The following is a 22,703-nucleotide window of genomic DNA, read 5'->3' on the forward strand; positions in this document are numbered from 1 at the left end:
AGGTTGTCGGCCCTGCGTGCCTCAGGCGGTCTGGATGTCGCCGGACTGGATGCGCTTGACGCCCTTGGCCGCCATCTGCTTCCACGCGGCGGCCAGCGAGCCATTGAGGTCGATGCCGCGCGTGGCGTCTTCGATCACGTAGGCCTCGAAGCCGGCCTTGCGCGCGTCCATCGCAGTCCAGGCCACGCAGAAGTCGGTGGCCAGGCCGGTGACGAACACGGTCTTGATGCCGCGCGCCTTGAGGTAGCCGGCCAGGCCGGTGGCCGTCTTGTGGTCGGCTTCCTCGAAGGCCGAGTAGCTGTCCATTTCCTTGTGGAAGCCCTTGCGGATGATGAGCTGCGCGGTCGGCACCTTCAGCTCCTTGCCGAGCGCCGCGTCTTCCGTGCCCTGCACGCAATGGTCGGGCCACAGCACCTGCGTGCCGTAGCTGAGCTTGGTGGTCTCGAAGGGTTTCTTGCCACTGTAGGTGCTGGCAAACGAAGCATGGCCGGCCGTGTGCCAGTCCTGCGTGACGACGATGTTCTCGAACGCCGGCGCCAGCGCGTTGATGACCGGAATGACTTCGTTGCCGCCCTTCACCGCCAGCGTGCCGCCGTCGAGAAAGCAGTTCTGCACGTCCACCACGATCAGCGCCGCCTTGGCGCCGGGCTTGATCTTGCCGGCCGCGAAGGCGTTGAAAGCGACACTGCCGAGGCCACCGGCCAGCCCGAGGGCTGCGGCGGATTTCACGAGGGTTCTGCGATGCATGGCGTGGACTCCAGGGGTTGAAGAAAAATCAGACGCTCAAATACGCACGGCGCACTTCGTCGTTGGCCGCCAACTCGGCCATCGTCGCGTGATAACGGATCTGGCCCTTCTCGAGCACGTAGGCGCGGTCGGACACCAGTTCGGCAAAGTGCATGTTCTGCTCCGACAGCAGGATGCTCACGCCCTGCGCCTTCAGTTCCAGGATCATGTTCGCCATCTGCTCGACGATGACCGGCGCCACGCCCTCGGAAGGTTCATCGAGCAGCACGAGGTAGGGGTTGCCCATCAGCGTGCGCGCCACGGTCAGCATCTGCTGCTCGCCGCCGCTCATGCGGCCGCCGGGGCGGTTGGGCATTTCGCCGAGATTGGGGAACAGCTTGAACAGCCGCTCGGGCGACCACAGCGGCGCATCGGTGCCGTCGGCCCAGCGGCGCGCGGGCTGCTTGCCGACTTCGAGGTTCTCCATCACCGTGAGGTCGGTGAACACGCGCCGGTCTTCGGGCACGAAGCCCAGGCCCAGGCGCGCCGCGTGGTGCGGCTCGCTCTTCGAGATGTCGTGGCCGAGAAAGCGCACCGCGCCGCGGCGCTTGGCGAGCATGCCGATCAGCGCCTTCAGCGTGGTGGACTTGCCCGCGCCGTTGCGGCCCATGAGCGCGACCACTTCGCCGCGACGCACGTCGAGGTCGACGTCATAAAGAATCTGTGCGGCGCCGTACCAGGCGCACAGGGCCTTGGCTTCCAGCAGGGGTTCGTGCGTGCTCATGCCGCTTCTCCAATAGCTGCCGCTTTTTCGGCGATCTTCTTCTCGAAGGTCTTGCCGGTGCCGAAGTACACCTCCTGCACCTTGGGGTGGTCGCGAATTTCCAGCGGCTTGCCCTGCGCGATGAGGCGGCCGCGCGCCAGCACGATCATGCGGTCGGCGTACGCGAACACCACGTCCATGCTGTGCTCGGTGAACAGCACGGCCATGCCGCGCTGGATGACCAGGTCCTTGGTCAGCGCCATCAGCGAGTTGCGCTCCTTGGGCGCCATGCCGGCGGTGGGCTCGTCCATCAAGAGCAGCTTGGGCGAATTGGCCATCGCGATGGCGAGCTCGACGCGCTTCACGTCGCCATAGGCGAGCACGCTGCAGGGCCGGTCGGCCTGCGACTTCATGCCGACCTGGTCGAGCAGCGCCAGCGCTTCGTCGCGCTTGTGGTCGGCGGCGCGGCGCCACATCGAGAACAGCTTGTGGTCGTGCGAGAGCAGCGCCATCTGCACGTTCTCGACGACGGTGAGCGAGGCAAAGGTCTCGGCGATCTGGAAGGTTCGGCCCACGCCCTTGCGCCAGATCTCGCGCGGCTTGCGGCCCACGAGTTCCTGGCCGTCGAGCGTGATCGAGCCCTGGTCGGCCTTGAGCTGGCCGTTGACCATGTTGAAGGTGGTGGACTTGCCTGCGCCATTCGGGCCGATGAGCGCGAGCAGTTCGCCGGGCGGCAGCTCGAAGCTGATGCCGTCCACGGCCTTGACGCCGCCGAACGATTTGCCGAGGTTGGTGACCTTGAGGAGGCTCATGCTTTCACCTCCTTGAGCTTGGCTTCAGCGTCTGCTTCATTCTTCGGCGCACGCCACCGATCCGTCAGTTGCTTGATCGAGCCCGCAATGCCCTGCGGGAACAGCAGCACCAGGATCAGGATGATGGCGCCGAGCATCGCGCGCCAGTAGTCGGTGTTGCGCGCCACGGTGTCGTGCAGCCAGGTGAAGGTGATGGCGCCGACCACCGGCCCCGCCAGCGTCTGGATGCCGCCGAGCAGCACCATCACGAGGCCGTCCACCGACTTGCCGACCGACAGGCTCTCGGGCGAGATGCTGCCCTTCGAGAAGGCATAGAGCGCACCGGCCAGGCCGGCCACCGTGCCCGCGATCACGAATGCGGCCCACTGCATGCGCTTGACGTCGATGCCGATGGCGTCGGCGCGCAGCACCGAGTCGCGGCCCGCGCGCAGCGCATAGCCGAAGGGCGAGAACAGCACGCGCCGCAGCCACCACACGCCAAAACCGACGAGCACCAGCGTGAGCCAGTAGTAGGCCTGCTTGTCGGAGAGCCACTCGGAAGGCCACACGCCCGTCAGGCCGTTGCTGCCGCCCGTGAAGCTGTCCCACTGGTAGGTGATGGCCCAGGTGATCTGCGCGAAGGCCAAGGTGAGCATGGCCAGGTACACGCCCGACAGCCGCACCGCGAACCAGCCGTAGACCAGCGCGCCGAGCGCCGCCACGATCGGCGCGGCGATGAGCGCGACTTCCATCGGCAGGTGCAGTGCACGCACCAGCAGCGCGGCGCCGTAGGCACCGAGCCCGAAGTACGCGGCATGGCCGAACGAGTGCATGCCGGCCGGCCCCATGATGAAGTGCAGGCTGGTGGCGAAGAGCGCGGCGATCAGCAGGTCGATCATCAGCACCAGCGTGTAGGGCGAGTTCACCGTCAGCAGCGGCAGCACGGCGAGCATGAGCGCCAGCACCGCGGCAGCGACAAGGTAGGCGTTGCTCGGGCGGCGCAGCGGCTCTTCCTGCATGCCCACGTAGCGGCTCGGCGCCTGCGGCCGGCCGAACAGGCCCCACGGGCGCCACACCAGCACGATGGCCATGACCAGAAAGTCGACCATCAGCGTGAGCTTGGAGAAAGACACGTCGATGCCGAAGATCTGCACCACGCCGAGCCAGATGCACACGGCCTTGATCTCGGCGATGAGCAGCGCGGCCACGTAGGCACCGGGCAGTGAGCCCATGCCGCCCACCACGACCACCACGAATGCGGCGCCGATGGTGTTCAGGTCCATCTCGAGCGTGGCGGGTTCGCGCGGCAGTTGCAGTGCGCCACCGAGGCCGGCGAGCAAGGCGCCAAGCGCGAACACGGCGGTAAAAAGCCAAGCCTGGTTGACGCCCAGTGCGCTGACCATTTCGCGGTCTTGCGTGGCGGCGCGCACCAGCGTGCCGAAGCGCGTGCGCGTCAGCAGCAGCCACACCAGGCCCAGCACCACCGGGCCGATGACGATCAGGAACAGGTCGTAGGAAGGAAACTGCCGGCCCAGGATTTCGACCGAGCCCCTGAGGCCCGGCGCGCGCGGGCCGAGCAGTTCGTCAGGGCCCCAGAGCCACAGCACCGCGTCCTTGATGACCAGCACCAGCGCGAAGGTCGCGAGCAGCTGGAACAGCTCGGGCGCCTTGTAGATGCGGCGCAGCAGCAGCACTTCGATGAGCGCGCCGAGCACGCCGACCGCCACCGCCGCGATCAGCAGCGCGGGCCAGAAGCCCAGGCTCGAACCCAGCTTGTCGACGAGCGTATACGCCAGGTAGATGCCGACCATGAAGAACGACCCATGGGCGAAGTTGACGATGCGCGTCACGCCGAAGATCAACGAGAGGCCGGCCGCCACGAAGAAGAGCGAAGACGCGCCGGCCAACCCGTTGAGCAACTGAACAACGAAGCCTGAAAAGCTCATGAAGGACCCTGAGGAAACTGGAGACATCCGCGCCGCTCACCGCCGGCTGCCGGCGGTGAGCGGCGCGTTGCAGGAGCCGTGCGGTCAGTCCGCAGGGCGCATCTTTTTCACTTCGTCGTCCGAAGGCTGGAACTTGGCGCCGTCGAGGTAGACGTAGTCGACCATCACGCCCTTGCCGCCATCGTTCTTGGTCTTGCCGACATACGCGCCCATGGTGGACTGGTTGTCTTGCGCGCGGTAGCTGATCTTGCCGAAGGGCGAGTCGACCTGCAGGCCCTTGAAGGCCGCGACGAGCTTCTCGGTGTCGGTGCCACCGGCCTTCTTGATGCCGGCCGCGATCGAGTGAATGGCGCTGTAGCCCACCACCGAGCCCAGGCGCGGGTAGTCCTTGAACTTGGCCTGGTAGGCGTCGAGGAAGGCCTTGTGCTCGGGCGTCTTCACGCCGTACCACGGGTAGCCGGTCACGATCCAGCCGTTGGGCGCTTCGTCCTTCAGGGGGTCGAGGTACTCGGGCTCGCCGGTCAGCACGCTGACGACTTCACGGTCCTTGAACAGGCCGCGCGTGTTGCCTTCGCGCACGAACTTGGAGAGGTCGGCACCGAACAGCACGTTGAAGATCGCGTCGGGCTTGGCATCGGCCAGGGCCTGCACCACGCTGCCCGAATCGACCTTGCCCAGCGGCGGCGCCTGCTCGGCGACGAACTCCACGTCGGGCTGCGCGGCCTTCAGCAGCGTCTTGAAGGTGGCGACCGACGACTGGCCGTATTCGTAGTTGGGGTAGACGATGGCCCAGCGCTTCTTCTTGAGCTTGGCGGCCTCGGGCACCAGCATCGCGACCTGCATGTAGGTCGAGGGGCGCAGGCGGTAGGTGTACTTGTTGCCGTTGCTCCAGACGATCTTGTCGGTGAGCGGCTCGGCGGCCAGGTAGAAGAACTTCTTTTGCTTGGCGAAGTCGGCCAGCGCCAGGCCGGTGTTCGACAGGAAAGCGCCGGCCAGCACGTCGATCTTTTCGCGCGAGATCAGTTCTTCGGCCACGCGCACGGCGTCGCCGGGGTTGGCGTTGTCGTCGCGGCTGATGAGCTCGATCTTCTTGCCGTTGATGCCGCCCTTGGCGTTGATCTCGTCGACCGCGAGTTCCATGCCCTTCTTGTAGGGCTCCAGGAAGGCGGGCTGCGCCTTGTAGCTGTTGATTTCACCGATCTTGATCACGCCCTGCGCATGCGCGGGGACAAGGGCCGCTGTGGCCAGCGTGACGACGGAAGCAGCGCAGAAAACATGGCGCAATGGAATCATCGGGAAGCTCCTTGGGTTCGAACAATAAACACGATGTTGTGACGGTGGTGCGAAAGCGGCCGGCTCAGCGAAGGCCGTCTTCGCCCTTGATCTCGCTGGCCTGCAGGCCGCCGATGCGCGGCAGCGGGCGGCCGCTGTCGGTGACGGCCACGGCGACCACGATTTCGTTGGCGCGCGGCGCGTCGGATACGCGGGCTTCGACGGCGTCGAAATGGCTGCGCACGAAGGCGGCGTCTTTATGGCCGAGCGGCACGTCGATGGCGGTGCCGAGCGTGCCCTGCTTCTTGGCCGAAGGCACGAGCGCCGCGCCCTTTTCAACGGCCACGCGCAGCGGCGCGCCGAGCTTGGGGTGCAGGATGGCGGCGGCATGTTCGAGCTCGCCGCGCTCGCCGACGATGGCGGCCTTGCCGTAGCTCTGCGCCTGGCCGGGCTCGATGCCTAGCGCCTTCACGGCCTTCTGGCCGAGCAGCGCACCGAGCTCTTCGCCGATGGCGATGAGCTCGTCGAGGTTCTCGCTGTAGCGGCCGGCGTAGGGGTTCTCGATGACGGCGATGGCGACGGCGCGGCGCGTGGGCGGCGTCACGTCCTGGCCCATTTCCTTGCGGGTTTCATCGACCTGGATGACGAGCTTGCGGATGTTGGCGGTCATGTTCTGTGTGGTCCTTGTCTTGTCTCTTTGGCTTGTCTTTGTGCGCGCGGGGATCAGCGCAGGCCGTCCCACTTGCTGATGTCTTTCGCGAGCAGGCCACCGACGCGGGCGTGCACGCGGTAGCCGGTGCTCATTGCGAGGATGAAGACGATCTCGTCGGCAGCCGGCGCACCGGGCACGCGCACTTCGATGGCGTCGAACTGGCCGCGCACGTAGCTCGCGTTGATGTTGGTGAGCGGCACGTCGAGCGCGGCGCCGGGCGGGCCGACCTTCTTGGTCGAAGGCACGATGGAAAGCGCATTGCCGGGCTGGCCGGTTTTTTCTTCGGCCTTGCCCGCGGTGTAGGCCGCGCGGCTGCCCTTCCAGCCGAGCAGTTCGCGCATGGCGTAGCCGCCGGGCACGTGCCAGAGCGCACCGTGCTCCAGCTCGCCGTCGGCACCGACGATGGCGCCCTTGCCGTAGGTGGCGATCTGGTCGAGCGGCACGTCCATGGCGGCGTGCAGCTTGTGCGCCATGTCGACGCCCACCGGGTCGAGCAGCGCCATCATCGGAAGGATGTCGGGCTCGTAGCGGCCGGCGAAGGGATTGGTCAGCACGGCGCCGATGGCACCGCGCACCAACGGCGTGTCGGCACGCGGTCCGAACTCGTGGTGAATGTGCTCGACATGGGTGAAGACGCGACGGATTTCGATCATGAAAAAGAACCTTGCTTTTCGTTAAGCAAATACTGAACCAACTGTCTTGGGCAGCTTGCTCTTGAGCGCCTTCGAGCATAAGGGCTCGACGAGTTTCCACTGCCCCTGGCAAACGAGTAGAACGGCCCACACGAGCCCGCCTTTTTGCAGCACCTTCGCGCAGATCGCGCCCGTATCGAGTGCGCTCCTGACCTGCGACGGTGCGAGCGGCGGCACGTCGACGGTGACGAGGGTGTCACCCAGGTCGCTGTTGTCCTTGCATTCGTTCGCGGGGCGGCGGCGGATGGCGGGGTCGTCGGCATCGACGGCGTTGGCGATCACGGTGGCGGCGGCGTCGGCCTGCGCTGCGGTGGCGGCCAGCACCGTCACGCTGTCGGCGATGCCCAGCGAGAAGCTGCGGCCGCGCCAGCCGCTGGTGGCCACGCCGCGCACGGGCTGGTCGGCGTGCAGCTCGAACTGGCCGTCGGTGGTGAGCAGGCCGCTGTTTTCGCGCCAGTCGAAACGCGCGATGTCGGCGAAGACACCGACGCGCGCGCTCTGGCCGGGCGCGAGGTGCAGCGCGATGTCGCCGCCGTTGTTGATCCATGCACGCTCGATGCCGGGGCGCTCGTAGAAGGGCATCAGCTCCTGCGCGACGGCACCCGCGACCGCCGCCATCGGCGTGATGAACATCGGCGAGAACGCGGCGCAGGCGTCCCACATGCGGCGTGCGATGACGCCGCGCGGGCGCAGCTTGTCGGTGACCGGCAGGCGCAGCAGCGGCAGCTCTTGCACCAGCTCTTCGAGCACGTGCGAGAAGCGCGCCCAGGCCGCGTCGTGCGCGGCCGCGACGGCGTACCGGTCGCCGTGCGCTTCGGCCACGATGTCGATGGGGCCGTGGTTGAAATGCCAGCGGTCGTTGTCGAGCGCTGTGCGTTGGGCGGTCATGGCTCGCCCTCGAGGGGTGCGCATTTCTCCCTCCCCTTCCGGGGGAGGGTTGGGGTGGGGGCACGCGGCGCGGCCATCGGGCGCTCTGCCCGCCCCCATCCCTGCCTTCCCCCAGAGGGGGAAGGAGCAAGAACCACGGCGCGCATCGACGCGGGCATTTTTCAACCCAGCATCGGCGCGTGACCGAGCGGCCACGGATTGGCCTCGTCGATCGCGAGCCACTGCCGCGCGAGCGGCGCGCCGTCTTCCTGCCACGCACCGCGCGCAAGCGCCTGTTCGAGCGAGAAGATGTGCCCCATGTGGCCGCCGAGCGCTTCGTAGTCGTCGCGGCGCATGCTGAATTCGATGGGCGCCACGATGGCCGGCGTGGGCACGGTGCCGAAGCTGTTGTCGGGCATGCGCATGACGTCGGCCATCACGGTGATGCCACCGCCGGGCCACACATAGGCCGGCGCGCCGCCGCAGGTGACGTTGACCAGCGCACGCTTGATGGCGCGCGTGAGCAGCACCGGGTTTTCGGTGACGCCTGCACGCAGGCTGCCGCCGGCGCCGCCGAGGAACAACACGGTGCACAGCGACGGCTCGCAGTTCTCGCCGATGCGATCAACGATGCGCTTCACTTCGGGCGGCATCGGGTGCTCGACCGGCTTGAGCGCCTCGTCGAGCACGTACCACTGCGCATGCTCGCCGGTGGTCGATGTCATGAGCAGGCGCAGGCCGGGGCGCGCGACACCCTCTTCCCAGCCTTCGATGATCGCGAGCGGATCGGCGATGTCGGTGCCGCCCCAGCCGTTGCCCGGGTTCGCCACCTGGAAGTAGCGCCCCGGTGTCGATTTGCGGCCCAGCATCTGGATGCCCGAGGGCGACATGTCGAGGCAGCGGCCGGCCTGGTGCTCGGTGAGCACGCCGGTGATGTGGTCGTCGACCACCACCACCTCGTCGGCCACGCCCGCGAACTGGCGCGCGAAGATGCCGACCGCCGCCGAGCCGCAGCCCACGCGCATGCGCTGCTCTTCGACGCCGTTGACGATGGGTGCCTTGCCGGCCTGGATGACGAGGGTGGAGCCGCCGTCGATGGTGCATTCCACCGCCTTCTTGTTGCCCAGCAGCTGCATCAGCTCGGCCGTCATGCGGCCCTCTTTCTTGCTGCCGCCGGTGAGGTGATGCACGCCGCCCAGCGACAGCATCTGCGAGCCGTATTCGGCCGTGGTGACGTGGCCCACGACCTCGCCGCGGTAGCGCACGTTGGCCTGCTCGGAGCCGAGGAAGCGGTCGGTGTCGATCTTCACCTTGAAGCTGCAGTAGCTGAAGATGCCCTCGGTGACGACGGTGACCATGTCGACGCCACGGGCTTTGGAAGCCACGATGAAGGGGGCGGGCTTGTAGTCGGGGTAGGTGGTGGACGAGCCCACGCCGGTGACGAAGACTTCGTCGGCGTGCAGCAGGTCGCCGTTCCAGTCGGGTGCGGCCACTGCGCCCGCTGCATCGGCTGTGGTGGCGGCTTCTTCGGTGGTGCGATTGAACGGCACCAGCGCGGGCGCATCGGCTGCGATTGCGCGGCGCAGCAGCACCACGGGGTCGACACGCACCAGCACGCCTTCCTTGTTGGCATAGCGGTCGCAGGCACCGGTGCGGCCGTCGGAGATCTGGCACAGCACGGGGCAGGCGTTGCACTCGACCTTGGCGGTGCTCATGCGCTCGTTGCGCGGCGGCGCCTTGCCGAAGGCGCTGCTGCCGGCTTCGGCAACCACCGGCATGTCGATGCCGGGCAATCCGTCTGTCTTGGTGTGTTCTGTCATCGGGGCGATCTCGTGGGCGTGTGTCGGGCAATACCGTCCGGCGAGGGTTGCAACAAACGTGCCGTCTGCCCGCTTGTGCGTCGACTGCCGTTTGTGTAGCATTCCCTACACTTTCATGTTGCGTTCACTACATTCGAGGTCAATGTAGCAAACGGGCCCGATGCTTGCAATGGTGTTTTCTCTCGGGGTTTTTGCCGACCAACGACAATGGAGGGTTCGAAGCCGGCCGACGGTTGCCGCCCCACAGGCGTGCATTTCGGCTCAGCCACCTTCCTCTGTTTTCAACCAACACTTGAGTTCTGTATGAGTGCATTCAGCGAAGAACGCGTCCTGAGCGTCCACCACTGGACCGACCGCCTGTTCACCTTCACCACCACGCGCGATGCGGCGCTGCGCTTCTCGAACGGTCATTTCACGATGATCGGCCTGAAGGTCAACAACAAGCCCCTGCTGCGCGCCTACAGCATCGTGAGCCCCAACTACGAGGAGCACCTCGAGTTCCTGAGCATCAAGGTGGAAGACGGCCCGCTCACCTCGAAGCTGCAGCACATCCAGGTGGGCGACACCATCATCGTGGGCCGCAAGCCCACCGGCACTTTGCTGATCGACTACACGCTGCCCGCCAAGCGCCTGTACCTGTTCGGCACGGGCACCGGCCTTGCACCGTTCATGAGCATCATCCGCGACCCCGAGACGTATGAGAAGTTCGAGCAGGTCATCCTGGTGCACGGCGTGCGCCAGGTCGACGAGCTGGCCTACCACGACCTCGTGACCGACCACCTGCCCAAGCACGAGATCCTGGGCGAGATGATCGAAAAGCAGCTGCTCTACTACCCCACGGTCACGCGCGAAGAGTTCCGCAACCAGGGCCGCATCACCGACCTGATCGAGAGCAACAAGCTCACCGATGACCTGGGCCTGCCGCCCCTGAACGTCGAGGAAGACCGCGTCATGCTGTGCGGCAGCCCCGGCCTGCTGGTCGACCTGAAGCACATCCTCGAGGCGCGTGGCTTCAAGGAAGGCAACACCTCGACGCCGGGCGACTTCGTCGTCGAACGCGCCTTCGCAGAAAAGTAAGCCAAGAGACGCCGCGCGCACGATGGCCGACAGCCGCACCGCCACGAAGTTGACCAAGCCCCAGCGCCGCATCGGCGTGCGCGAGGCGGCGGCGCAGGCCACGCGCGACAGCATCCTGAAGTCGGCGACCAAGGTGTTCGCCAAGTACGGCTACGACGGCGGCAGCGTGGAGAAGATCTCCAAGGCGGCCAAGTCGTACGACCGGATGATCTACTACTACTTCGGCAGCAAAGAAGGCCTCTTCATCGCGGTGCTCGAAGGCATCTACCAGCGCATGGACGATGCCGAGGCCGCCATTGCGCTCGACGCGAGCCGCCCCGTGGAAGCGCTCACCGAAGTGATCCGCTTCGTGCTCGGCTACTACCGCAAGAACCCCGAGTTCGTGACGCTGCTGAACACCGAGAACCTGCACAAGGGCCGGCACATCTCGAAGTCGCTGCGGGCGCGCGAGTATTCGTCGCGGGCGGTGGCGATCATTTCCGAGATCCTGGCCAGCGGTTCTTCGCAGGGCCTGTTCCGCAAGGACCTCGTGGCTCGCGACATCTACCTGCTGATCGCGTCCACCGGCTATTTCTACACCTCGAACCGGCACACGCTGACCGCCTTCCTCGGCGAGCCGCTGGAATCGCCCGAGGCGATCACGCACTGGGAAGACTTCGTGATCGAGACCGTGCTGCGCACCGTGCGCGCGGACGACATACAAGACAACAACTCCCCACCCCACGACGAGGACACCACGAAATGGCAGAAATCGCAGCCGGCGCAAAGTCGGGCAAGGTCGTCATAAAGAACATCGGGCTGCTGCTCTCGGGCGACATCGACAAGCCCATCCTCGACGCCGACACCATCGTGGTGAACGACGGCCTGATCGTCGCGGTCGGCAAGGAGAAAGACTGCGACCTCGAAGGCGCCCAGACCGTCATCGACGCGCGCAAGACCTGCGTGGCACCGGGCCTGATCGACAGCCACGTGCACCCGGTGTTCGGCGACTGGACGCCGCGCCAGGGCCAGATCGGCTGGATCGACTCGACCATGCACGGCGGCGTGACGACGATGATTTCCGCGGGCGAAGTGCACCTGCCCGGCCGCCCGAAGGACATCGTCGGCCTGAAGGCATTGGCCATCACCGCGCAGCGCGCCTTCGACAACTTCCGCCCCGGCGGCGTGAAGGTGCTGGCCGGCGCGCCGGTCATCGAAAAAGGCATGGTCGAGAGCGACTTCAAGGAACTCGCCGAAGCCGGCGTGGGCCTGCTCGGCGAAGTCGGCCTGGGCTCGGTGAAGGCCGGCTACGAGGCCAAGGAGATGGTGGCCTGGGCGCGCAAGTACGGCATCCAGAGCACGATCCACACGGGCGGCCCGTCGATCCCGGGCTCGGGCCTGATCGACAAGGACGTGGTGCTCGAAGCCGACGCCGACATCATCGGCCACATCAACGGCGGCCACACCTCGCTGCCCGAGGCGCATGTGTGCGAGCTGTGCGAGAAGAGCTCGCGCGCCATCGAGATCGTGCACAACGGCAACGAGAAGGTCGCCATCGCGGCAGCCAAGGCCGCGCTCGAACTGAAGTGCCTGCACCGCGTGATCCTGGGCACCGACGGGCCCGCGGGCTCGGGCGTGCAGCCGCTGGGCATCCTGCGCATGGTGGCGATGCTGTCGTCGATCGCGAACATCCCGGCCGAGCTGGTGTTCTGCTTTGCCACCGGCAACACCGCGAAGATCCGCAAGCTCAACTGCGGGCTGGTCGAAGTGGGTCGCGATGCCGACTTTGTCTTCATGGACCGCGCGCAGCACTCGCCCGCGCCGGGCCTGCTCGAAAGCGTGCAGCTCGGCGACATCCCGGGCGTGGGCATGGTGATGATCGACGGCATCGTGCGCTGCGGCCGCAGCCGCAACACGCCGCCCGCGACAGAGATTCCGGTAGTGGTGTCGGGCGCGCACTGAGAGCGTCAGTGCTTCCTCTTTCTCCCTCCCCCTCTGGGGGAAGGTTGGGATGGGGGCAGGCTGGATGCCCGATGGATGCGCCGCGTGCCCCCACCCCAGCCCTCCCCCAGAGGGGGAGGGAGCAAGACGGTTACTTCGAACGGAAGACCAGGAAGCGCGCCGACAGAAAGTTCGCGCCCATCCCCGCGATGCTGCCCACTGCCACGCCCAGCGCGGCAGCCCAGCGCCCCTCGACCCAGTGCAGTGTCAGCACATAGGCGCCGTAGTTCAGCACGGCGCCCGCGACCATGGTGGCCAGGTAGCTGAAGTACTCACGCCAGATCGAGCCCTTTGCCGAGACGCGCGTGGCAAAGGTGTAGCGACGGTTGAAGGCCCAGGTCGTGGTGGCGGCCGCCAGGAACGAGACGACCCGCGCCACGTACCAGCCGAGCATCGGCGCCAGCAGGTACAGCAGCACCACGTCGACCACGAGACCGATCACGCCGACCACGGCGAACGAGAGGAACTCGCGGCCGAGCTTCATCGTTGTTGTTGCTGCTGCTGCGTGATGCGGTCGCGCACACCCGGTATGGCCAGGTAGCACAGGCGCTTGGCCTCCTGCCGGCCGAGCGTGACGGTGTGCATCACGATGCCGCACACGAAGGACAGCATCGCCGCCAGCATCGCGCCGGTGGACAGCACAGCCGTGGGCAGCCGGGGCACCAGGCCGGTGTGCATGTAGGTCATGAGCAGCGGCACGGCCAGCGCGATCGATGCCACCATGAGCAGGGCCGCGATGATCGAGAAGAACTGCAGCGGCCGCTCGCTCACGAAGAGCTTGCAGATGGCCTTGAGGATGCGCCAGCCATCGCGGTAGGTCGAGAGCTTGCTGTGCGAGCCCTCGGGCCGCGTGCTGTAGGCGGTGCTTTCCTCGGCGTAAGGCATGCGCAGTTCGAGCGCGTGCACCGTGAGTTCGGTCTCGGTCTCGAAGCCGCGCGACAGTGCCGGGAACGACTTCGCATAGCGCCGCGAGAACACGCGGTAGCCCGAGAGCATGTCGGTGAGGCCGCCGCCAAAAAGCTGCACCACCGCGCCGGTGAGCAGGCGATTGCCGAAGCGATGGCCCTTGCGGTAGGTCTGCGCGTCCTGGCCGTCGTCGACCCGGTTGCCGACCACCATGTCGAGGTTGCCGTCGACCAGCCGGTCGATCAGGCGGCGCGCGGCGCCGGTGTCGTAGGTGGCGTCGCCGTCGACCATGACGTACACGTCGGCCTCGACGTCCGCGAACATGCGCCGCACCACGTTGCCCTTGCCGGGCGCCGCCACGTGCGTGACGATGGCGCCCGCCGCGCGTGCCACGGCTGCCGTGTCATCGGTCGAGTTGTTGTCGAAGACGTGGATCTCGGCCTCGGGCAGCGCCGCGCGGAAGCCCTCGACCACCTGCGCGATGGCCAACGCTTCGTTGTAGCAGGGGATGACGGCGGCGATGCGCAGCGCCGCACCGCTGCGGCTTCGGCTCGCGGAAGAAGCGGCGAAGGAGGCGGCGGAGAGATCGGCGTCGGTCATGGTGCTGCGCTCGGAAGGATGCTGTAGGCCCGGCTGCCGTCTTTGTCGAGCAGCAGGTTGAAATGGGTGTCGAAGCCGGGCCGCGTGGTGAAGATCGGCACCATCTCCGGCGACATGACGATGGCGGCGAAGCCCTGCTGGGCCAGCTTGCGCGCCATGTCGGCGGGCGGCAGCAAGAGAAAGTCGGCATAGCGCCACGGGCCGAGCGTATCGCCCCAGATCGGGTTCGGGCCGTAGTAGATCGCCTCGCTCAGCGCGATCTGGTAGACGCGGCCGGTGGCGTTGCGGCGCATGTAGTCCATGACGGCATAGCCCGGCACGTTCTTGCGCAGGAAGGCTTCGCGCGCCTCGGGGTCGGGCGAGATCATCGCCACCTTGGCCGCGGTCTGGCGCACGGCGACGGCGGCCAGCACGGCGAGCAGCAGCACGGCCACCCAGTCGCCGACGCGGGCGCCGGAGCGCGCGGTGTTGCGGCTCATGGCGCCGGTGAATGCGGTGTTGGCTTCGGTGGCCGGCGTGCGCTTCGCGCCGAAGACGCGGCGCACACCTGCGGCGATCCAACCGAAGAACACCTGCCAGCCCACGGCCGCCGTCATCGCGAGCAGCGGAAACGAGGCCATCAGGTAGCGCGGATAGCGCGAAGTCACGGCCCACACGATCACCGAGTACAGGCAGAACCAGCCCGCCGCGCGCACCGCCGCGGAACGCTTCCAGAACACGCTGAAGGGCGCCAGCACCACCAGCCAGATGAGCGGGTTCGGCATGGCCGCGTGCGCGCGCACGTCGTCGACCTGCCGCACGTAGTCCTCGGGCACCCATTCGGTGAAGCCGAAAACGCGGGCGCCGATGGGGATGAAGGGGTCGCCGGTCATGACGGCGTTGCGCGCGTACCAGTAGAGGCACGGAATCACGAAGCACAGCAGCGCGAGCGCCCAGACCTTCGGCCGGCGCTCGTGCCAGACGACGAACAGCGCCACCAGCGGCAGGAAGACCAGCGCCTGGTACTTCGAGCCGGCCGCCAGCCCCAGAAAGAACGCAGCCAGTGCCAGCCAGCGCGCGCCGCTGTGCACGGGCTCGGACTCGCGCCACCACCACAGCGACACGCAGGCCGTCAGCACGAAGAGCGCCACGCCCATGTCGATCAGCGCGTTCGAATAATCACCGAGCCCCAGCCAGATGGCCGCACCCACAAGGCCGGTGAGCCGACTGGCATGCAGCGTGCCCAGGCGCAGCACCATCACCACCGACAACGCACCCGCCAGCCCGTTGAGGAAGTGCGGCAGCACGTCGTCGCCCACCTGCAGCGCGGCGGCGTAGAGCAGGTTGTAGTTGTACGGGAACCAGGGGTAGCGCAGCCACGCGTGGATGCCCAGCGAGCCGTTCTGCGCGACCTCGCGCGCATAGGGCAGGTGGTACATCAGCTCGTCGAAGGCGGCGGGCGGTGCGAGCGGCGCGACGAGCGCGGGCAAGGCAACCAGCGCCAGCGCGACCATCGCGACCCTGTCGAACCATGTCCACGGTGCCACGGCGGCATGGGCGCGCAGCGCACGTTGCTCGCGCAGCCATGCGGGCAATTGCAAGGCAGCGGCCACCACGCCGGCCGCGACCAGCGCGATGGTGGCCTCGACCTTGAAGGCACCGAAGATGGCCAGCGCCTGGAACACGCAGATGAAAAGGCCGACGCCAAGCGCCACGGCCACGGCGCCTTCGAGCCACGCGTCGCGCCGGGGCGGCGGCGCCAGGCGGGCCAGCACGGCGCGTCCGGCACCCCAGCAGCTGATCACGAAAATCGCCAGTGCCGCGTAGTGCGCGGCTGCAAACATCAGCTTCTGAATAACAACTCCCGGTGCCGGGCGGCCACGCCGGCCGGCAGGTTCAAAGAAGAACGCTCAAAGATTGGGCGCCAGCAGACGCTCGAGGTCGGATTCGCTTTCCTTGCGTCGCGCGGCCTGGTCCTGCAATTGGTCGTGCCCGATCTTGCCGACGTTGAAGTACGTCGCCTCGGGGTGGCCCAGGTAGAAGCCGCTCACGCTGGCGGCGGGCATCATAGCGAGGCTTTCCGTCAGGGTCATGCCAATGTCCGCGCACGCCAGAAGGTCGAACATCGGCCGCTTCACGCTGTGGTCGGGGCAGGCCGGGTAGCCTGGCGCGGGGCGGATGCCGCGGTACTTCTCGCCGATCATGTCCTCGTTGCTCAGGCCTTCGTCGGGCGCGTAGCCCCAGAAGTCGGTGCGCGCACGGTGGTGCAATGCCTCGGCGAAGGCCTCGGCCAGCCGGTCGGCCAGGGCCTTGAGCATGATGGCCGAGTAGTCGTCCAGGTCGTCGATGAAGTACTTCTCTTTTTTCTCGACGCCCAGGCCGGCGGTGACCGCGAACATGCCCACGTAGTCTTTCAGGCCGCTATCTTTCGGCGCGACGAAGTCGGCCAGGCAGCGGCTGGGGCGCATCACGCCGTCGATCACCTGCTTTTCGGTCTGCTGGCGCATGCCGTACCAGGTGAGCGCGACTTCGCTGCGCGTCTCGTCGGTGTACAGCTCGATGTCGTCGTCGTTCACCGTGTTGGCGGGCCAGAAACCGACGATGCCGCTGGCGCTGAGCCAGCGCCCTTCGATCAGGCGCTTCAACATGCGCTGGCCGTCGGCGTACACGCGCACGGCCTCGGTGCCAACGATCTCGTCCTTCAGGATGGCGGGGAACGGGCCGGCCAGGTCCCAGGTCTGGAAGAAGGGGCCCCAGTCGATGTACTTGGCCAGTTCGGTGAGGTCGAAGTTCTTGAACACGCGCCGGCCGATGAACTTGGGGCAAGGCGGCGTGTAGTTCGTCCAGTCGATCGGCGTCTTGTTGGCGCGCGCCTTGGCCAGCGGCCACATCGGCACCTGCTTCTTGTTGGCGTGCTGGACGCGCACCTTCTCGTAGTCGGCGTTGATCTCGTCGATGTACGCGGTGGCCTGGTCGCTCAGCAGCGACTGCGCCACGCTCACGCTGCGCGAAGCATCGGGCACGTAGACCACGGGGCCTTCGTAGTGCGGCGCGATCTTCACGGCCGTGTGCACGCGGCTGGTGGTGGCGCCGCCGATGAGCAGCGGGATCTTCTTGATGCGGAAGTGGTCGTCCTTCTGCATTTCGCCGGCCACGTACTGCATTTCTTCGAGGCTCGGCGTGATGAGGCCCGACAGGCCCACGATGTCCGCGCCCTCGACCTTCGCCTTCGCAAGAATCTCGTGGCACGGGACCATCACGCCCATGTTCACCACTTCGAAGTTGTTGCACTGGAGCACGACGGTGACGATGTTCTTGCCGATGTCGTGCACGTCGCCCTTCACGGTGGCGATGATGATCTTGCCCTTGGTGCGCACGTCGCGGCCGGCGGCCTCGTCCTGGCGCTTTTCTTCCTCGATGTACGGAATGAGGTGGGCCACGGCCGACTTCATGACGCGCGCCGACTTCACCACCTGCGGCAGGAACATCTTGCCCTGCCCGAACAGGTCGCCCACGATGTTCATGCCGTCCATGAGCGGGCCTTCGATCACGTGCAGCGGTCGCCCACCCTTGGCAAGGATCTGCTGGTAGGCCTCTTCGGTGTCTTCGACGATGAAGTCGGTGATGCCGTGCACCATCGCATGCGAAAGGCGTTGGTTGACGTGCACCGGGTTCTCGGGCGTGCCGCGCCATTCGAGCTTCTTGCTGTCGTCCTTCGCGCCGCTCTTGGCGGTTTCGGCCACTTCGACGAGGCGCTCGCCGGCGTCAGGGCGGCGGTTGAGCACCACGTCTTCGACGCGCTCGCGCAGTTCGGGTTCGAGGTCGTCGTACACGCCGACCATGCCGGCGTTGACGATGCCCATGTCCATGCCCGCCTTGATCGCGTGGTACAGGAACACGGTGTGGATTGCTTCGCGCACCGGGTCGTTGCCGCGGAAGCTGAAGCTCACGTTGCTCACGCCGCCCGAGACCTTCGCGCCCGGCAGGTTCTCTTTGATCCAGCGCACGGCGTTGATGAAGTCGACCGCGTAGTTGTCGTGCTCCTCGATGCCGGTGGCAATGGCGAAGATGTTCGGGTCGAAGATGATGTCTTCGGGCGGAAAGCCCACCTCGTCGACCAGGATGCGGTAGGCCCGCTCGCAGATCTCAACCTTGCGCTCGTAGGTGTCGGCCTGGCCCTTCTCGTCGAAGGCCATGACCACGGCGGCGGCGCCGTAGCGCTTGACCAGCTTGGCCTCGTGCTTGAACTTGTCGACGCCCTCTTTCATCGAGATCGAGTTGACGATGCCCTTGCCCTGGATGCAGCGCAGCCCGGCCTCGATCACGTCCCACTTGGAGCTGTCGACCATCACCGGCACGCGCGCGATGTCGGGCTCGCTGGCGATGAGGTTCAGGAAGCGGACCATGGCGGCCTTGCTGTCGAGCATGGCCTCGTCCATGTTGATGTCGATCACCTGCGCGCCGTTCTCGACCTGCTGGCGCGCGACGGCCAGGGCCTCTTCGAACTGGCCGTTCAGGATCATCCGCGCGAAGGCCTTGGAACCGGTGACGTTGGTGCGTTCGCCGATGTTGACGAACAGCGTGCCCTCGCCGATGGCGACCGGTTCGAGACCGGACAGCTTCATGGGCGGAGGAACGGGAGAAGAAGAGGAGGAAGAAGCGGGAATCTGGGACATGGCCTCACCTGCGGAACAGTCGAACAGGCGAGCGTCGTTGTCGCCCCAAGCCTGACGGTTTGCCTCTGTGGCAAGCCGCTGCAACGCTCCTTGGGAAGTCGCGCATTTTAGGGCGATTCGGTCAGCCCCGGGGAAAACCCCAGTTTCCATTTCGGCGTGCATCCACAGAATGCGGCCACCGTTTCTGAACGAACGTTCGTGTTTTTCAACCAACGTAAGGGAGAGCGCCAGATGGCCAGGAAGTGGAACGCCCGACTGCAGCTTGCAGCCAACCCGATGCGCGCCGTGGCGCTTTGTTGCGGCCTCATGGCCGCAGCGGCCCTGACGCACAACGCCCATGCCGCCGCCAGCGGAACATCGACGCTGGTCCAGGCCCGCGCGACATCCGACGAGGCCAAGACCAAGTACCCGATCGTGCTGGTCCACGGCCTGCTGGGCTTCGACAACCTGCTGGGTGTCGATTACTTCTACGACATTCCCGGCAAGCTGGCCGGTGCGGGCGCCAAGGTCTACGTGGCCCAGGTGTCGGGCACCAACACCTCCGAGATCCGTGGCGAGCAGCTGCTGCAGGAGCTCAAGACCATCCGCGTGCTCGAGAAGAACCCCACGCTCAAGTTCAACCTGATCGGCCATTCGCAGGGCGCGCCGACGGTGCGCTACGTTGCGGCGGTGGCGCCCGACATGGTGGCGTCGGTCACGTCGGTGGGCGGTGCGAACGGCGGCTCGAAGGTGGCGGACCTGCTGGCCAAGCTGCCCGACGGCAGCCTTGCGCAAGGCGTGGCCGTGACCGCCATCGGGCTGCTGACGAACGTGATCGGCTTCCTCTCCGGCAAGGACCCGAGCCAGTTGCCCGAAGTGCCGCTGAACGCCCTCGCCTCGCTCACCACCGCGGGCGGCGCGGCCTTCGACAAGAAATTCCCGCAGGGGCGCCCTGCCCCCGGTTCCTCGTGCGACGTCAAGAGCGGCGCGGCCACGGTCAACGGCGTGCGCTACTACTCGTGGTCGGGCGTCTCGACCGGCTTCAGCCTGTTCGACCCGAGCGACGGCGCCCTGTCGGCGCTGGGCACGCTCTTCTTCTTCGGCGAAGCCAACGACGGCCTGCTCGCGGTCTGCACCACGCGCCTGGGCACCCACCTGGGCGACTACCGCCAGAACCATCTGGACGAAGTCAACCAGGTGCTGGGCAACACCTATGGCAGCCAGTTCCCGTACTACGAGAAGAAGCCGCCGGAAATCTTCAAGGAACAGGCCGCGCGGCTGAAGAGCGTGGGCCTCTGAAGGCGGGCGCGGGCATGCGCAGGCAATGGCCTTTCTGGGCCGCCGGCGGGGCGCTGCTGATCGCCGTCGGCGGTGGCTGGCTCGCGGCCGGGCCCGACGCGACCGATGCATCGCCGGCGGCCACCCGCGACGCCGTGGCCACCACAGCCAGGCCCACGGCAAGCCCCGAGCCACGCCCGGCACAGGCGCCCGCCGCCCCCGATGCGCTGCTGACCAGCGACCTGGTCTCCGTCTTCGACAAGGTGCTCGCCGAAGCACAGGCCGACAGCAAGGCCACCCTGATGGCCAGGGCACCCGCCCTGCTCGCCAAGTACCTGCGCGAAGACTGGCGCGTGCGCGCTTTGGGCCTGCTGGAGCGCTACGTCGACCTGCAGGAAGCCATGCAGGCGATGCAGCCGCCCACGCCCGGCGACGCGGCCTACCTGCGCCGCAGCCTGCAGGCGCGCGAGGCGCTGCGCCGCCAGTACTTCGCACCCGAGGAAATCGAAGGCCTGTTCGGCGACCAGATCCGGCAGGACAACTTCATGGCCGACAAGCTGGAACTGCTCGCCAACACCGCCCTGACGCCCGAGCAGCGGGCCGCGGCCCTCGCGAAAAGCGAGCAGGCCTGGCTGTCGCCGGAACAGCGCGAGGTGCGCAAGGAATCGGTGGCGCACCTGGACGTGATGCGCCAGACCGAGGCGCTGGACGCGCGCGGCGCCAGCCCCCAGGAGCGCTTTGCCGCGCGCAGCGAGGCCTACGGCTACGAAGTGGCGCGCGGCCTGGCGACGCTCGACCAGGAAACGCAGGAGTGGAATGCCCGGCTCGACCGCTACGCCAACGCCTCCGAAGCCGAGCAGGCCCAGTTGCGCGAGACGCTCTTCAACGACACCGAGCGCCTTCGCCTGAGCGGTGCCCTGGCGATGCGCTCGGCTGCCGCGTCCAAACCGGCGCGGCAAGGCGGTTAAGTAAGCGCAGGCTTACGCGGGTTGCGCTTCGCCCATGGCCGAGGCCGGCAGACCGAACACGCGATCGAAGGCCCAGTTGAAGATGAAGGTGTAGACCAGGAAGAACACCACCAGCCCCAGGTCCATCACCAGCGCCTGCCAGAGCGACACGCCCAGGCCCCACGCGAACATCGGCACCAGGAAGGCGATCAGCCCGCCTTCGAAGCCGATGGCGTGGGCGATCCGGCGGCGCACGCTGCGCCCGCGCACGGCCTGGCGCGATTCCCAGCGCTCGAACAGGGCGTTGAACGCCAGGTTCCAGAGCACCGCGATGACCGAGGCGGCCACCGCCAGCATGCCGGAATGGCCGAGGCCGGCGTCCGTCATCAGTGCGAGGCCGGCACTGGCGGCCACGATGGCGATGCCTTCGTAAAGGGAGATGTAAACGATGCGACGCTGAATGCCTTGCATGACTTGCTCACTGAGATGTTTGACTGCGATGGGGTGGACTTTATTTGCTATTTGCTGATATAAAAAGTTAACTTGTTTCAGTTTTACTGATAGATCGGTGCCATGGCCTTCTCCAGCGACAACGTCGAAGTCTTCCTGGCCGTGATCGACCACGGCTCTTTTTCGGCCGCCGCGCGGGCCCTGCGGCGGGTGCCGTCGGCCGTGAGCATGGCCATCGCCAACCTCGAAGCGGAGCTCGACCTGCCGCTGTTCGACCGCAGCGGCCGCGAGCCCCAGCCGACCGCCGCCGCCCGCTCGCTCGAACCACAGGCGCGGCTGCTGGCCGCCCAGCTCAAGCAACTGCAGGTGCAGGCGCTGGCGCTCACGCAGGGGCTGGAAGACCGGCTCACGCTCGCCATCGCGCCCGAGCTGCTGGCCGCCCCCTGGAGCGGCCAGCTGTCCGAACTGGCACAGGAATACCCGCTGCTGCAGGTGGAAGTGCTGGCCGCCCCGCAGGCCGACGCGCTCGACCTGCTGCACAGCGGCCGCGCGCAACTGGCGCTGGTGTTCGAGCGCCCCAGCCTGGACGGCCGCGAGGGCTTTCAGGAGGTCGGCAGCGACATCATGGTGGCCGTGATGGCGCCCGACCATCCGGTGCTGCTCGCGGCCTCCGGCGGCCGGCTGCGCGAAGAGCACCTGACGAACACCCGGCAGATCGTGGTCGCCGGGCGCGACCTCACCACCAGCGACCCGCGCTTCGTGTTCGCGCGCCATGTCTGGCGCACCGACAACGCGCTGGCGGCGCTGAGCCTGATCACCGCCGGGCTCGGCTGGGGCTGGCTGCCGCGCAACTTCGCACGACCGCACGTGGCAGCGGGCGCGCTGGTCGAGATTCCTTTCGAGAACCTCAGCAACGGGCTCGACCTGTGGGTCGATCTGGTGTGGTCGAGAGAGCGCCCGCTGGGCCTGGGCGCCCAGCGCTTCGTGGCGCTGATCGCACGGGACCGCCAGGCGGCCGCCGGCGCCCAGCCCGCCAAGGCCGGATAGCGCGCGCCCTGCTCAGTCGGTCAGTCAGTGCCGATGCCCGCCGCCACCGCCGTGCGGGTGCCCACCACCTCCGCCGGGCCGGAAGCCCGGCGGCCGGGGCGGCCTGAAACCAGGGTCCACCGGCGGGCGCGGACCCGGCCCTGGTCGGAAGCCCGGTCCGGGTGGACGGAAACCGGGGCCCGGCGGCCACGGCCG

Annotated in this window: 20 protein-coding genes and 1 riboswitch; of the genes, 6 read left to right on the forward strand and 14 right to left on the reverse strand. The window is 67.2% G+C overall.

Translation table 11 applies throughout. From position 1 onward, the window contains the following. Window positions 1-21: 21 nt before the first annotated feature. The 9 genes from pncA to ACGLHS_RS27885 all read right to left on the reverse strand — a co-directional run bounded on the left by pncA (window position 22) and on the right by ACGLHS_RS27885 (window position 9,589). Window positions 22-747 carry a bifunctional nicotinamidase/pyrazinamidase gene (gene pncA / locus ACGLHS_RS27845; protein WP_394485075.1) on the reverse strand — a complete coding sequence of 242 codons (726 nt, stop codon included), beginning with the start codon at window positions 745-747 and terminating at the stop codon, window positions 22-24. 28 nt (window positions 748-775) lie between these two features. After that, window positions 776-1,510 (reverse strand): ABC transporter ATP-binding protein, encoded by a 735-nt coding sequence (locus tag ACGLHS_RS27850; RefSeq protein WP_093247116.1) that lies wholly within the window; start codon window positions 1,508-1,510, stop codon window positions 776-778. Next, the gene (locus ACGLHS_RS27855) at window positions 1,507-2,301 is read right to left on the reverse strand and encodes an ABC transporter ATP-binding protein (RefSeq protein WP_093247117.1); all 795 of its coding nucleotides are present in this window, start codon (window positions 2,299-2,301) and stop codon (window positions 1,507-1,509) included. The genes ACGLHS_RS27850 and ACGLHS_RS27855 overlap by 4 nt, the downstream gene beginning before the upstream one ends. After that, window positions 2,298-4,226, reverse strand: a complete 1,929-nt coding sequence (locus ACGLHS_RS27860) for an ABC transporter permease (protein ID WP_394485078.1) — start codon at window positions 4,224-4,226, stop codon at window positions 2,298-2,300. The genes ACGLHS_RS27855 and ACGLHS_RS27860 overlap by 4 nt, the downstream gene beginning before the upstream one ends. 84 nt (window positions 4,227-4,310) lie before the next feature. Further along, window positions 4,311-5,519, reverse strand: a complete 1,209-nt coding sequence (locus ACGLHS_RS27865; protein WP_394485080.1) for an ABC transporter substrate-binding protein — start codon at window positions 5,517-5,519, stop codon at window positions 4,311-4,313. 64 nt (window positions 5,520-5,583) lie between these two features. Continuing rightward, window positions 5,584-6,168: an amino acid synthesis family protein gene (locus ACGLHS_RS27870; protein WP_394485083.1), complete on the reverse strand. Its 585-nt coding sequence runs from the start codon at window positions 6,166-6,168 to the stop codon at window positions 5,584-5,586. A gap of 53 nt (window positions 6,169-6,221) precedes the next feature. Further along, complete coding sequence (locus ACGLHS_RS27875; protein WP_093247121.1) at window positions 6,222-6,863, reverse strand: amino acid synthesis family protein; 642 nt, start codon at window positions 6,861-6,863, stop codon at window positions 6,222-6,224. A gap of 21 nt (window positions 6,864-6,884) precedes the next feature. Continuing rightward, entirely contained in the window at window positions 6,885-7,790 is a 906-nt protein-coding gene (locus ACGLHS_RS27880) for a UPF0280 family protein (RefSeq protein WP_394485085.1), read from the reverse strand. 161 nt (window positions 7,791-7,951) lie between these two features. Then, the gene (locus tag ACGLHS_RS27885; RefSeq protein ID WP_394485087.1) at window positions 7,952-9,589 is read right to left on the reverse strand and encodes a 6-hydroxynicotinate reductase; all 1,638 of its coding nucleotides are present in this window, start codon (window positions 9,587-9,589) and stop codon (window positions 7,952-7,954) included. A gap of 303 nt (window positions 9,590-9,892) precedes the next feature. Between ACGLHS_RS27885 and ACGLHS_RS27890 the strand changes: the two genes are divergently transcribed. The 3 genes from ACGLHS_RS27890 to ACGLHS_RS27900 are packed head-to-tail and all read left to right on the forward strand — an operon-like array spanning window position 9,893 to window position 12,607. Then, window positions 9,893-10,666 (forward strand): ferredoxin--NADP reductase, encoded by a 774-nt coding sequence (locus tag ACGLHS_RS27890; RefSeq protein ID WP_394485089.1) that lies wholly within the window; start codon window positions 9,893-9,895, stop codon window positions 10,664-10,666. A gap of 22 nt (window positions 10,667-10,688) precedes the next feature. Next, window positions 10,689-11,453, forward strand: a complete 765-nt coding sequence (locus ACGLHS_RS27895; protein WP_394485091.1) for a TetR family transcriptional regulator — start codon at window positions 10,689-10,691, stop codon at window positions 11,451-11,453. Continuing rightward, window positions 11,408-12,607: an amidohydrolase family protein gene (locus tag ACGLHS_RS27900; protein WP_394485093.1), complete on the forward strand. Its 1,200-nt coding sequence runs from the start codon at window positions 11,408-11,410 to the stop codon at window positions 12,605-12,607. Before ACGLHS_RS27895 ends, ACGLHS_RS27900 begins: the two co-directional genes overlap by 46 nt. Before the next feature lie 130 nt (window positions 12,608-12,737). Here the strand turns inward: ACGLHS_RS27900 and ACGLHS_RS27905 are convergent, their stop codons facing one another. The 4 genes from ACGLHS_RS27905 to metH form a co-directional block, all read right to left on the reverse strand. Beyond that, window positions 12,738-13,130, reverse strand: coding sequence for a GtrA family protein (locus ACGLHS_RS27905; RefSeq protein ID WP_394485096.1), 393 nt, complete (start codon window positions 13,128-13,130; stop codon window positions 12,738-12,740). Next, the gene (locus ACGLHS_RS27910) at window positions 13,127-14,152 is read right to left on the reverse strand and encodes a glycosyltransferase (protein ID WP_394485098.1); all 1,026 of its coding nucleotides are present in this window, start codon (window positions 14,150-14,152) and stop codon (window positions 13,127-13,129) included. Before ACGLHS_RS27910 ends, ACGLHS_RS27905 begins: the two co-directional genes overlap by 4 nt. Beyond that, a complete protein-coding gene (locus tag ACGLHS_RS27915; RefSeq protein ID WP_394485100.1) occupies window positions 14,149-15,975 on the reverse strand; it encodes an ArnT family glycosyltransferase in 1,827 nt (608 codons plus the stop codon). The genes ACGLHS_RS27910 and ACGLHS_RS27915 overlap by 4 nt, the downstream gene beginning before the upstream one ends. A 66-nt stretch (window positions 15,976-16,041) precedes the next feature. Further along, entirely contained in the window at window positions 16,042-18,756 is a 2,715-nt protein-coding gene (gene metH, locus ACGLHS_RS27920) for a methionine synthase (protein ID WP_394485102.1), read from the reverse strand. Window positions 18,757-18,829: 73 nt separating this feature from the next. After that, window positions 18,830-18,905: riboswitch (S-adenosyl-L-homocysteine riboswitch) on the reverse strand. 133 nt (window positions 18,906-19,038) lie between these two features. Between metH and ACGLHS_RS27925 the strand changes: the two genes are divergently transcribed. After that, the gene (locus tag ACGLHS_RS27925) at window positions 19,039-20,085 is read left to right on the forward strand and encodes a triacylglycerol lipase (protein WP_093247132.1); all 1,047 of its coding nucleotides are present in this window, start codon (window positions 19,039-19,041) and stop codon (window positions 20,083-20,085) included. A gap of 14 nt (window positions 20,086-20,099) precedes the next feature. After that, window positions 20,100-21,032 carry a lipase secretion chaperone gene (locus ACGLHS_RS27930; RefSeq protein WP_394485105.1) on the forward strand — a complete coding sequence of 311 codons (933 nt, stop codon included), beginning with the start codon at window positions 20,100-20,102 and terminating at the stop codon, window positions 21,030-21,032. 12 nt (window positions 21,033-21,044) lie between these two features. Here the strand turns inward: ACGLHS_RS27930 and ACGLHS_RS27935 are convergent, their stop codons facing one another. Next, window positions 21,045-21,482 (reverse strand): PACE efflux transporter, encoded by a 438-nt coding sequence (locus ACGLHS_RS27935; RefSeq protein WP_093247134.1) that lies wholly within the window; start codon window positions 21,480-21,482, stop codon window positions 21,045-21,047. 102 nt (window positions 21,483-21,584) lie between these two features. On the opposite strand from ACGLHS_RS27935, the gene ACGLHS_RS27940 reads away from it, so the two are divergent. Continuing rightward, entirely contained in the window at window positions 21,585-22,508 is a 924-nt protein-coding gene (locus ACGLHS_RS27940) for a LysR family transcriptional regulator (RefSeq protein WP_093247135.1), read from the forward strand. Window positions 22,509-22,703 lie beyond the last annotated feature (195 nt).

The sequence above is a fragment of the Variovorax sp. VaC1 genome (assembly GCF_043658315.1).
GTDB lineage: Bacteria > Pseudomonadota > Gammaproteobacteria > Burkholderiales > Burkholderiaceae_C > Variovorax.